General features: G+C 51.2%; 13 protein-coding genes, 1 other RNA gene and 1 pseudogene. 7 read left to right on the top strand and 8 right to left on the bottom strand.

All coding sequences use genetic code 11. The features are described from left to right. Nucleotides 1-53 precede the first annotated feature (53 nt). On the bottom strand, nucleotides 54-230 hold the full coding sequence (locus tag ACQGXV_RS23555) for a transposase (protein WP_440863350.1): 177 nt from the start codon (nucleotides 228-230) through the stop codon (nucleotides 54-56). 290 nt (nucleotides 231-520) lie between these two features. Then, nucleotides 521-838 (bottom strand): annotated as a pseudogene (locus ACQGXV_RS23560) (MGMT family protein). 323 nt (nucleotides 839-1,161) lie between these two features. Between ACQGXV_RS23560 and ffs the strand changes: the two are divergent. Next, an RNA gene (gene ffs / locus ACQGXV_RS23565) (signal recognition particle sRNA small type) lies at nucleotides 1,162-1,258 on the top strand. A 737-nt stretch (nucleotides 1,259-1,995) separates the two neighbouring features. Here ffs and ACQGXV_RS23570 read toward each other — a convergent pair. From ACQGXV_RS23570 to ACQGXV_RS23595, 6 genes are all read right to left on the bottom strand, one after another. Further along, nucleotides 1,996-2,199 (bottom strand): HHA domain-containing protein, encoded by a 204-nt coding sequence (locus ACQGXV_RS23570; protein WP_195315224.1) that lies wholly within the window; start codon nucleotides 2,197-2,199, stop codon nucleotides 1,996-1,998. A 62-nt stretch (nucleotides 2,200-2,261) separates the two neighbouring features. After that, nucleotides 2,262-2,630 carry an Hha toxicity modulator TomB gene (gene tomB / locus ACQGXV_RS23575; protein ID WP_440867569.1) on the bottom strand — a complete coding sequence of 123 codons (369 nt, stop codon included), beginning with the start codon at nucleotides 2,628-2,630 and terminating at the stop codon, nucleotides 2,262-2,264. A 498-nt stretch (nucleotides 2,631-3,128) separates the two neighbouring features. Further along, on the bottom strand, nucleotides 3,129-3,269 hold the full coding sequence (ykgO, locus tag ACQGXV_RS23580; protein ID WP_195315222.1) for a type B 50S ribosomal protein L36: 141 nt from the start codon (nucleotides 3,267-3,269) through the stop codon (nucleotides 3,129-3,131). A 30-nt stretch (nucleotides 3,270-3,299) separates the two neighbouring features. Further along, entirely contained in the window at nucleotides 3,300-3,548 is a 249-nt protein-coding gene (locus ACQGXV_RS23585) for a type B 50S ribosomal protein L31 (RefSeq protein WP_222159902.1), read from the bottom strand. Between the two features lie 655 nt (nucleotides 3,549-4,203). Beyond that, nucleotides 4,204-4,452 carry an ogr/Delta-like zinc finger family protein gene (locus ACQGXV_RS23590; RefSeq protein WP_440867351.1) on the bottom strand — a complete coding sequence of 83 codons (249 nt, stop codon included), beginning with the start codon at nucleotides 4,450-4,452 and terminating at the stop codon, nucleotides 4,204-4,206. Nucleotides 4,453-4,489: 37 nt separating this feature from the next. After that, nucleotides 4,490-5,629: a phage late control D family protein gene (locus ACQGXV_RS23595; protein WP_440863351.1), complete on the bottom strand. Its 1,140-nt coding sequence runs from the start codon at nucleotides 5,627-5,629 to the stop codon at nucleotides 4,490-4,492. A gap of 152 nt (nucleotides 5,630-5,781) precedes the next feature. Here ACQGXV_RS23595 and ACQGXV_RS23600 point away from each other — a divergent pair, with 152 nt between their 5' ends. The 6 genes from ACQGXV_RS23600 to ACQGXV_RS23625 are packed head-to-tail and all read left to right on the top strand — an operon-like array spanning nucleotide 5,782 to nucleotide 11,518. Beyond that, a complete protein-coding gene (locus tag ACQGXV_RS23600) occupies nucleotides 5,782-6,960 on the top strand; it encodes a phage tail sheath subtilisin-like domain-containing protein (protein WP_440867349.1) in 1,179 nt (392 codons plus the stop codon). After that, nucleotides 6,960-7,475 carry a phage major tail tube protein gene (locus tag ACQGXV_RS23605; protein WP_440863352.1) on the top strand — a complete coding sequence of 172 codons (516 nt, stop codon included), beginning with the start codon at nucleotides 6,960-6,962 and terminating at the stop codon, nucleotides 7,473-7,475. The genes ACQGXV_RS23600 and ACQGXV_RS23605 overlap by 1 nt, the downstream gene beginning before the upstream one ends. A 47-nt stretch (nucleotides 7,476-7,522) precedes the next feature. Further along, a complete protein-coding gene (locus ACQGXV_RS23610) occupies nucleotides 7,523-7,840 on the top strand; it encodes a phage tail assembly protein (protein ID WP_440863353.1) in 318 nt (105 codons plus the stop codon). Nucleotides 7,841-7,845: 5 nt separating this feature from the next. Beyond that, nucleotides 7,846-8,001 carry a GpE family phage tail protein gene (locus tag ACQGXV_RS23615; RefSeq protein ID WP_195315513.1) on the top strand — a complete coding sequence of 52 codons (156 nt, stop codon included), beginning with the start codon at nucleotides 7,846-7,848 and terminating at the stop codon, nucleotides 7,999-8,001. After that, entirely contained in the window at nucleotides 7,988-11,026 is a 3,039-nt protein-coding gene (locus ACQGXV_RS23620) for a phage tail tape measure protein (protein ID WP_440863354.1), read from the top strand. Before ACQGXV_RS23615 ends, ACQGXV_RS23620 begins: the two co-directional genes overlap by 14 nt. Nucleotides 11,027-11,041: 15 nt before the next feature. Next, nucleotides 11,042-11,518 (top strand): phage tail protein, encoded by a 477-nt coding sequence (locus ACQGXV_RS23625; RefSeq protein WP_440863355.1) that lies wholly within the window; start codon nucleotides 11,042-11,044, stop codon nucleotides 11,516-11,518. The last annotated feature ends 40 nt before the right edge of the window (nucleotides 11,519-11,558 follow it).

Raw genomic sequence — 11,558 nt, forward strand, 5'->3', positions numbered from 1 at the left:
GCATATACGTCGCCACATCCTGCTCCATGTATAGCCAAGCGACTTAATTTTGATTACACCATATGGACTGAGAACAAACTCTCTGTATCGCAACCCATCTCTCTTTTTTTGCTTTTTGCTTGTGCCCATTTATGCTCAATTGGGTTAAGATCTGGCGAATATGTAGGCAAATACTCGGCTTTGTTGAATAATTTAAGATACTGATTTATATAAGCATTATAAAATTTCAACGACTAATTTTTCCTCTCGGAATGCTTTTTATTGTGCTAACTATTTGATTTGTCGTTCTAACAAAATACATTCTCTGTAAATGCATTCTAACTAAAGAAGATGTAAATCAAACGGTTAAATTATTCAACAAAGCCAGGGGGTGGGTCAGTTTTACTTTGGCAGGGTGGGTCAGAATTCAATCGGTATTGACACGTGGAGTCAGTGGCGCTGCCAACGCACTCGCAGGGCGGCTTATTGACCCCCAGTGCCCATACACCGCTAAACACTGAGGGATAACACCTCATGGCTCTCATGGCGTTTCGCACTGCCAGCCATAGCGAGCGAGATCGATGCTGCCCTGACGCGTAAAGGTTATCCCTTCGGCCCTGAGCGCTTAGCGTTGTCGAATGCAATCCGGGCCAGTCAGCGAAATTTCACCATGACGATTTATTACCCGATGCCAGGGAAGCGAGCTGCCTTCGGGCAGCTTTTTTAATACGCCGCCGACCTGGCGGGCAGCGCGTGCGGAACCCGCCAGGCGGGCCACTTCCCCGTAGGTGGTAACTTTGCCCCAAGGGATGGCGGCTACAATATGAAAAACGCGCTGGCGAAAGTTGTCTTGCTCCATCGCTACTCCTGTTAATACTACGACGAATCAACATATACCCGTCATGCTTCACGTTGCAGGTGCGTTGGCTGCGTTCACACACCCGAATCACTTACCTGAGTCAGCGCATTGGGACGGCTTCAATTGCCGCCTTCCTGCAACGCAAATTATTTAGGGTATAGTGGCACAGGTGTACGGGCTTGCAAACGGGCGTTTCGCCGGTCGAGAAACTGAAATCGAATAAGAAAACAACGGTCGGCTGTGGTCAACTTGCAATTGAGGTGTGCATACCCGATAATGCCCATGCTATGTACCACGCAGAGCAAATGAATCAATGGAGGCCCTGTCGGTTCTCCCGCAACATTACCCTGTGGACTCGGTCAGGTCCGGAAGGAAGCAGCCGCAGCAGGAGACGTGTGTGCCGGGATGCAGCTGGCAGGGCCTCCACCCTTTTTATTCATCGTCATCGTCATTTTTATTTTCCGCGCTTTTTTATTCTCATTCTTTTCTTTCTGTTCTGCGTATTGAATACGTTTATTGATGATATCCCGTTGCTGATGATGTGCCTTATTGGTATTAACGCGTGTGTGGATAAGCACTGTGACGTCATTATTTCAAAAACATGATGACGGTAAACGTGACAAGATATTGTCGATTTGGGATAAGTTGACGGATTTCACGCCAGTAAAATATACCCGTCATACTTCACATTGCCGGTGTGTTGACGGCGTTCGCTCACTTGAATCACTGACTTTTATCAGTTCATCGGAATTCACTCACTGGTTGCGTTACGCGATTCATAAATGAATCTCATCCTAAAGGGGCAGCGCACGCGTTGTTCAAAACGTTAGCGCGTTGTCCTGCAACTCGAATTATTTAGGGTAAAGCGTTGCACCAAAAAAAGGCAATGTAAGAAATTTATATTGAGATCAATGCATGTGATTTACAATTGTGATATTTGCGTAAGCAAATGGCTTGGCAAGAATAAAAACGCCAGCGATGAGGCTGGCGTAAGATATTCACCCTAAATCATTTAGGTATATAGCTGTCATGCTTCAATTAATGTCTGCGTTAGTGATGTCACGCCCCGGAATCACAACTTGAGTATGTTCATCGGGATTCCCTCATTTTCCGCCTTCCAGCAACTCGAATTATTTAGGGTATATAAACACCATGCTTTAGCGGACGTATTTCCAAACGGCGGTAGGGACCTTGTCGTAAAGCTTGTTCATCGTTAGCTCGGCTAAACGATGATCAGCGGCAGAATAAAACATTTCCAGCTCATCGCTAGACAACTCATACTTGTTCTTCTCGATAACGCGTTCAAGCGTGTCAATAGTTGTACACTTGCGTAAGCGCATCAAATAATCAATTTTTTTCATGGCGACCTTTATCAAAACAATACCAGCACCTGGTGGTTAATTAATATAAAAGCATCTATTGCTTAAGATTTAGCAGATGAACAGACGTTATCCTGTGAGAACATTTCTAATAACGCGGCTTTAGAACGTTGCCAACGTTGCAGTTCGGCACCATTAATCCCATAGTTACTGAACAACGCATAGGTGTCATCTAAATACTGCTCGACCCGTTTTGAAAGCTCGTCTTCATCGGGGTATTTTATTTTAAATGTCAGAATAAATGTAGCTATATGCTCAATCAATTCATTTAATTGGAGATTGATCGCAGATGTTGGGTCATTGACCCAGCCATGGCTGCTATACCCCAATGTGGCGATGCTTTCGTCACAGAGATTTTCACACAAGAATCGGAGTTGGGCAATATCATAATGTTTCGGTGAGTACTCATCCATATCGTTCACTCCGTCATGCTGTTATTCCACATTACCTCAGCCTGCCTGTGAAACCCGCAACGCTGATGGAACGTAATAGAAAACCCTGACAACAGTTGGTAACTCCTTGGGTTAAGTGATGAAATAAGCTCACATTTATCCTGATGGAAAGTACGGATTACACGGCATGCCGCACCACCCATACGCTAACTATAGCAAAAGAATCACAGATTATTGCAAAAAATAAGTAAGGTTTTTGACCCTATTTAATCAGATAGACGTGCTGTATAGCCGATATATATAATAAGTGATACTGTGTTTCATAATATTACTTTATTAAATTATCTTACAAATTTGAGCGAGAATTATCTTATAAAGGTTACTTGGCTGGCTTTATCATCACCCGCAGAAAGGAAATTAATGGCGTGAGTGGTTGGGAGTGGGCTTTTATTAACACATTGATATGTAATAAAAAGCCCTGGGCAGGTCTAGGGCTTGAACGGTGCGCTGCTGCCATTGTCAGCGTTTTTTCTTTCTGCCTTGCACGGCCTTAAAACGTGGATTTGTCTTACAAATAACATAAACCCGCCCGTGCCGGCGCACAACCTTACAATCTTTATGGCGTGTTTTTGCCGAACGTAATGAACTGAGAACCTGCATACTTCCTCCCGCTGGAAATTACATATTTCGCTATTTTAAAAAATGGCCAAAACGCTTGTTAAACCGTGCCGTACTTCCTTCTTTGGCATACTCTTTTTGTTTTCCGGTGTAATAGGGATGCGATGCTGACGATACATCAATCGTGACATAGGGATAGGTTACGCCGTCCCGTTCGATGGTGCGGTCTGTCTGGATGGTTGAGCCAACCATAAAATACGCATCAGCACTGGTATCGTGAAAGGCTACGGTACGGTAGTGCGGGTGGATATTCGCTTTCATTAAAAACCCCATTGTTATGTTATAACATAACTTATTGTGCGCTTCTTCGTGCACAAGATCAACCCTCTTGTGTCTGGGGGGACGCAGTGGGAGTAGGGTGGTGGTCAAAGCAGGCGGGCAAAAAAAAGGCCGCTTGAGCGGCCTTTATAATACGCATAAAACATTGATTAATATGGTTTTTTATTTATTGTTGCCCTATAATTGACCACATTTCAAATCCGTATTGTTACAGTCCTTATTTCTCAGTGTCCAAATAAGTAAGCACCCCATGTAGGACGTCTTGAATCGTTGACTGATATGGTGTATGCGATGGTTCACTACGCACTATTCTAATTCATTGTTTTGTAGAGGAATTATGACAACCCATGAAAAAAACCAAGCTGTGATAGTGTCCACTTAAATTTAAGTGGACACTATCAATGGTGACAGGGCGCACTAACTTCATTTTATTCAAACCAACCCCGTCGATAACAAGTAATTAATTAAAAAAAATCAATTAATTAAATGGTGTTATGTGATTCGTTGGTTTGCGGCCTACAACGAAACCATAAATTCCGGAAGACGTCCTACATGGGGCGCTTACCCAAATAACGTCCACATCGAATAATCAAGGGCCCAATTTTGGGGCCTTGTACGCCGTTGCGGGGGTTAAAGATCAAAGCGCCAAATTTAACTGATCGCGCCCATAGTGCGACGCCGGAAACGCATCCTGCGGGATAAAGTCAGGCGGCAACGGCGCTGTACCTGCACGCTTGGTTACCTCCCTTTCCACGCTGTTAAGCGTGGTGAATGATCGGCTACATTCCAGATTCTGGCACTGGTGATATTGCCGGATTGTCATATCTGTGATTTTACGACTGGTACGGGTGCGGGCCATAGCGCCGCAAAATGGACATCTGAACATAATATGCTCCCCTGCGGGAGTTGAACTCACGGTTATTCTATTCACTTTCTGCAATCCAGTCAGATATTTTCGCTTCCAGCTCCAGACGCGTGGTAAAACCGCTGCCGTCAATCACATGCTCCGCGCGTGAAATAATCCATTCCTGATTATCAATCTCTGCTTTAAAGCCGGTGACGGTACCGTGCATTTCCGGGTACAGGTCAGCGCGGCCACGCGCCAGGGTGATAGAGAACTCGGCGGCACCCCGTTGAAGCTGTTGCCATTTTGCCGCCGCTGCACGTTTGGTGGCGGTTTCATTTTGATAGGTTTTACGCAGCACATACACGTTGCCGTCGGCCCCTTCCATGTATTCGCCCTCACGGCTGCTGCTTTTCTCCTTTTTCGGTTTGGCCTGGGTTTTGCGCCGTTTTACACTGACTTTCTTTTTTTTGCCAAAGTTAAGATCCAGCCAGTAGGCGCGCACGCCGGTGTAAGCATCACGATCCGCAATGCGAAAGCGGTGCCCGTCACCGCTGCTGCGGGTAATACTGAATGATGGCAGCGCTTTACCGGATGCCGTTACCCCGCCGCCAGGCAGAATAAATAACAGCGCCCCATTTTTAACCGTGGCAATCGCGCCTAACATTTCGGCCATGCGGGTTAAAAACGACATATCGCTTTCTTGTGTCTGATCGGCGTGGTCAATCTCAATGCTCATCAGCATGTCGCTGATTTGCGCTTTCAGCCCGTAACGGTGCGCGATAGCAGACACCACACGCTCAACGGTCACATCGTGCCAGGACACCTCACGCTTAACGTTAAATTCATCACGAAAATCGGCGCTGCGTGCCGTGATGTTAAGTACATCCGGTGGGCCTTCATGGGCTATCTCATCAACGGTATACAGCCCCTTGTAAATCAACGGTTCACCCATCCAGCCAATGGACAGCGCAATCTCTGCCCCACGTGAGGGCAGACCAAGCAGACCGTCGGTGTCATCGAGTGAGATCGTCACCTGGTCAGCATCAAACCCGCGATTATCGGTAAGAGAGAGCGACATTAGACGGTCGCTTAATGCTGTAAGCGATTTTCCGCCCAGCATCACGTTAAACGCCGGGACTTTTACCGCATCGGTAAGGGTGTTGTTGAAATCCGTGACCTTGCTGGTCAACGTGTCTGCCAATCCTGAAAGTGCCATATCGCCCCCGTGTTTTGTCGCATGATTTCACGCGCGCGAGCGGGGAAAAATGGCTTTTTGTTGTCGCCCGCTTGTCAGACCGCAAACGGCGTGAGTCGCCGCCAAACATGGGGGATTATCACCGCGAACTCAACAACGTAATGGTGGTTAACATGTCCGAGACACGTTTCCACGGTGCCCGCGTTCGCGAAAATACCGACCTCGTTACCGCAATCAATGACATTGATTCCAGTGTGGTTGGCGTGGTGTGTGTGGCGGATGATGCAGACCCGGATACCTTTCCCCTGAATACCCCCGTGCTACTGACACGGGTTAATGCGGTACTTGGTAAGGCGGGTAAAACCGGCTCCCTGTACAAAACGCTGAAAGCCATTTCTGACCAGACCAGCCCCAAAGTCATTGTGGTGCGTGTCGCGGCAGCAACGGAAGACGGCGAAAAGACGCAATCGCAATTGATTATCGGCGGCACGCTGGCTGACGGCAGCTACACCGGTATGTATGCCTTGCTGACAGCTGAGGCAAAAGTGGACTACCGCCCGCGCGTGCTGGCCGTTCCCGACTATGACGCTGAGGAAGTGACCGCAGCACTGTGCGGCATTGCGCAGAACCTGCGGGCCTTTGTTTATGCCGGGTGCCATGGCTGCACCACAATGGCGGAGGCTATCGCCTATCGTGCGAAATTTGCCTATCGCGAGTTAATGCTGATTTGGCCGGACTTTATCGCCTATAACCCGCTGACCGGTGAGAATGAAACCTTTCCGGCCCCGGCGTATGCCTGCGGTTTGCGTTCGGCCATCGACAACGATCAGGGCTGGCATAAGTCACTGTCCAACGTGCCGGTGAATAACGTGCTGGGCATTTCCCGTGATGTGTTCTGGTCATTGCAGGCAGAAGATAGCGACGCCAACGCGCTGAACAGCAAAGAGGTCACTACGCTTATCAAGCGCAACGGTTTTCGGTTTTGGGGCAACCGCACCACGGACACCAGTAAATACCGCTTTGAAGTGTATACCCGCACGGCGCAAATTCTCGCGGACAGTGTTGCGGAAGCGCAGTTTGAAAGCGTGGATGAACCCCTTACCCCGGCTAACGTAAAAGACGTGGTCAGCGGTATTTCAGGCAAACTCCGTTCATTGGTGACAAAAGGGCAACTGATCGGCGCGGCTTGCTGGTTTGACATTGAGGACAACCCCACAACGGGGTTGCGTCAGGGTCAAGTCCGCGTGCGCTATAAATACACGCCCGTGCCGCCGCTGGAAGATTTGACGCTGTACCAGACCTTCACGGATGACTACTTTGCCCGCGCGTTTTCATCGCTGGGAGGTGAATAATGGCAATCCCGCATAAATTGCGCCTGTTCACCGTCTTTGTGAACGGCAATAACCAAATCGGTAAAGTGACGTCTGTCACGCTGCCCAAACTGACCCGCAAGACGGAAGATTTTCAGGGCGGCGGCATGATTGGATCGGCGGCCGTCGATCTCGGTCTGGAGGGTGGCGCGCTGGATGCATCAATGGTGGTTGGCGGTATGGTCAAGACGCTGTTGCAGGAATACGGCGGCGGTATTGATGAAACCCGTTTGCGCTTTGCCGGTGAATATTACACCGACGGGGAAAGCCTGTTAGTGGAAGTGGAAATGCGCGGGCGTGTGACTGAAATTGACAGCGGAGAAGCCAAACAAGGTGATGACACCGCTGTCACCTACGCGCTGAAGAACACCTACTACAAACTGTCGATTGACGATCAACCGATTATCGAAATTGATTTGCTGAACTTTATCTACAAGAAAGACGGCAAAAACATTTACCCGGATCGCATTACCTCTGCGCTGGGCCTCGGTAGCTGATTAACCGCACTGATGGCGGTCACTCTGGCCGCCTGGAGAACAGAACGATGAGTAAGAAAAACGATAACGCCGTAACACTGCTCACCCCGATTGTACGGGATGCCGATAAAATCACCCGCGTCGCCATTACCGACGAGATCAAACAGGCCGGTTCACTGCGTGGCCTGCGTCTGGTCAATGTGCTGAATATGGATGCGGATTCAGTCACCACGCTGTTAACCCGTGTCACGTCTCCCAGGCTGAAGCTGGCAGAAATCAACGCCATGGATACCCGCGATTTTTTCCAACTGGCGGAGACGTTGACGCCTTTTTTGGTACCGCCGGTGCCTGGCGAAGCGAGCGAGGCGGAGACGGAGACAGCATAACCCTGCTGCTGTTTGACCAGATTGACGATCTGGTCGCCGATATTGCCGTTGTTTTTAACTGGCCGCCCTCTGAACTCTTCAGCATGGATCTGGGCGAGGTGATAGCCTGGCGCGAACGGGCGGCTATCCGCAGTGGAGCCAGTGACGATGAAAAGCCTTGATATCCGCGTTGCGTTCAGCGCGATAGACCGTTTAACCCGCCCGGTCAATGCCGCCCGCCAGAGTGCGGGCGGTCTGACTGAATCCCTCAAGAAAACCCAGTCCGCCATTAACGATCTGGACAAGCAGTCAAAAACCTTTAACCGCCTGCGCGACAGCGTGCAAAAAACCTCGCGTCAGATTGATGAGGCGGGCCGTTCTCTGGACGGACTCAACAAGGCCCAACGCAACGGCACCGTACTGACAGACAAACAGCGCGAACAGATGGCCGCCCTGGCGGCGAAAATGGAACGCCTTAATGCGACGCGCGATCAGGAAATGGTTAAATTGCGTGCCAGCGCGCAGGCGTTGCGCGGTCATGGCGTATCGCTGACAGGAAGCACGGCCACCATTCAAAGCGCCATCCGGCGCACTGAACAATACAATAAAACGTTAGAGCGAGAGCGGCGGCAACTGGCCGCGGTAACGCAGGCGCGCGCACGCTATGACCGCATGCAGCAGACCGCGCAAAAGAGGCGTAATGGCGGCACCATGGCGGTAGCGGGTGCAACGGCGGGCGGTTATATGGGCGGGCAGTTCCTAGCGCCTGCGGTGGGCTTTGATGAGGAAATGTCACGCGTCCAGGCGCTCACGCGGCTGGATAAGAACGATCGGCAACTGTCAGCCTTGCGGGCCCAGGCGAAAAAACTCGGTGCAGAAACGGCCTTTACCACCCGCGACGCGGCCAGCGGCCAGGCGTTCCTTGCCATGTCCGGTTTTACCCCACAGGCTATCCAGGCGGCCTTGCCTGGCGTGCTCAATATGGCGCTGGCCGGCGGTATGGGTTTAGGCGAGTCCGCCGATATTAGCTCAAATATTCTTTCTCAGTTCCGCCTTGATCCTAAAGAAATGGATCGCGTCAGTGACGTGCTAACCGGCGCTTTCACTCGTACCAATACCGACTTACGGAATATCGGTGAGGCGATGAAATACGCCGGTACGGGTCTTTCTAATCTTGGCGTCAGCGTAGAACAGACCACAGCCATGATCGGCGTTATGGCTAATGTGGGCCTGCGCGGAAGTCTTGCCGGTACGGGCTTACAGACTACTTTTTCACGTCTTGCTGCACCCACTGGCAAGGCAAAAAATGCACTTAAAGAGTTGGGAGTAGAAGTCGCTGACACAGCAGGAAAAATGCGACCTGCCGAAGTGGTTCTTACTGACCTATACAAAAAAATCAGTCAGTACGGCGATACCGATAAACTCTCCTTCTTTAAAGATATTGCCGGTGAAGAAGCCGCAAAATCATTTCAGGCGTTGGTGATGTCAGCCGGAAAGGGTGAATTACAGAAATTGCTGGAAGAACTGAAAAACGCCAGCGGTGAAGCAAAAAAAGCCGCCAAGGTGATGGCTGATAACCTGGGTGGCGATCTAAAAGAACTGGATAGCGCCTGGGAAGGGTTTCGCATTCAAATAGCAGAGACGATTGATGGGCCATTGCGCCAACTCTCCCAAGGCCTGAGTGAAGTTATTAACCGCATGATGCTATGGGCCAAAGAAAACCCCAAGCTGACACAGACACTGCTGATTGTTGGCGGCAGTGCTTTAGCCTTGACGGCGGCTATTGGGGCCACCTCGCTCGCTACGGGTTTATTGCTGGGGCCGCTGGCAAAGCTGCAATTAGGTTTTACGTTATTGACCGGTGGGCGCGGCATTGGCGGCGCGATCACGATGTTTCAAACGCTGGGCGGCGTGGCGGGCGGTTCAATGGCGCGCGTTGGCGACTGGTCGCAGATAATGAAAACGCTATCGGGCGGCTTTTCCCGGTTGCCTGCGCTGTTGGCACCGGTGCGCGGCATGCTGTTTTCTGTATTCACCTCACCGCTTTCGGCGTTGGCGTCGCTGGGTAAAGGCATTGGCGGTCTGTTGTTGCGGCTCACCGGTTTGCCTGCGATAGGGGGCATTATCACCGGTGCGGTGTCCCTGCTGGGTGGTGCGCTGTCGGCGCTGTTAAGCCCGATAGGGCTGATTGGTGCCGCGTTCGTCGGTGTCGGTGTGCTTATCTGGCGTAACTGGGAGCCTATCAAAGCCTTTTTCAGCGGTATGTTCAGCGGCATCATGCAGCAGCTTGCGCCGTTCCGCGATGCGTTTTTTACCCTGACGCTGGTTTTCGGTGCCATTGGTGATGCGGTTAGCCGAGTGTGGGACGGGTTTATGAAACTGTTCACACCGGTGGATAGCAGCCGTCAGGCATTGGAAAAATGCACGTCAGCCGGTGAAACCTTTGGCCGGGTGTTAGGTGCCGCACTCACTGTGTTGTTGTGGCCGTTGCAAAAACTGATGGAGGGGATCGGCTGGGTACTGGAAAAACTCGACCTTATCCCGTCCGGTTTGGAAGCGGCGCGCATCAAGGCGGAAAGCCTGAAGAAGGATCCCGTTATGTGGGAATGGGATCCGCAGCAGAAAAAAATGGTGCAAAAGGGCTGGAACGGGTCACCCAAACCAGACGGAAATAGTCCGTTTGTTGGGCCCCCTCTCCCCCCCGGATACAAACCGCCGCTAACCGGTGATAACGGCACAATGCGGCGGTTGCAGAATATTGACAGCAACACCAAAGCGACAGCTGACAACACGAAGAAGATCGGCCCCGGCGATATCATCTTTAAAAACCTGCCGCGCGCACTGGCGGTGCGGGGTGAGTGGCAGGGATCCCGGCTTGCCAGCCTGCCAACGGTTAAAACCGGTGCCAGCCCCGCCACATTGGCAATGCAACCTAATGCTGATATTGCGGCGATCGCCTCGCGCCCCGTGGTGGTTGCCGCATCGCAACCCGTGCTTCAGGCAGCGCTTCCCCCGGTGGCCCCCGTCAACCGCGCACCGGCGTTACCTTCCGCAGTGGGCGCGCTCCCGCCTGAAATCCATGTCCATCTGCACGGCGCAGAGCGGCAGGACGCGCGCGAAATCGGGCGCATTGTCAGTGAAAAACTTAACGCTGAATTGGCGCGCTTTGAGCGGATGAAGCGCGGCAGTTTCAGAGACGCGGATTAACTGGAGAAAGTCACCATGATGATGGTTTACGGGCTGTTTGTGTTTGAACTGAAAACCTTGCCACACCAGCAGCTACGCCAGTCAAAGCAATGGCGGCACGTTAAAAATGAGCGTATTAACCGCTCGGCAAAGTGGCAGTACATCGGCGCGGGGGAAGATCAGATCACGCTGGACGGCGTTCTGTACCCGGAAATCACCGGCGGCGAGCTGTCATTAACCGCTCTGAATACCCAGGCGTACAGCGGCCGCCCCTGGCCGTTGATTGAGGGCACCGGGCAGATTTATGGCATGTATGTGCTCACCGGCATGCAGACAACGCGCACCGAACTTGACCGCTATGGCAAGGCGAAAAAGATAGCGTTTTCGCTGAGCTTTCAGCGCTGTGATGAAGATTTGCGCGAGCGGCTGCAATCCTCGTCATTCAGCGATCTGATGGACAATGCACGCAGTAGCGCTAACGATGCGGTGAACGCGGTGAAAGGGTTATTTTGATGGCCAGCACAGTCGGTATTGACCGTGCTGAAGCATAGAT

The organism is Symbiopectobacterium purcellii (assembly GCF_052050035.1).
In the GTDB taxonomy this organism is placed as follows: domain Bacteria; phylum Pseudomonadota; class Gammaproteobacteria; order Enterobacterales; family Enterobacteriaceae; genus Symbiopectobacterium; species Symbiopectobacterium purcellii_A.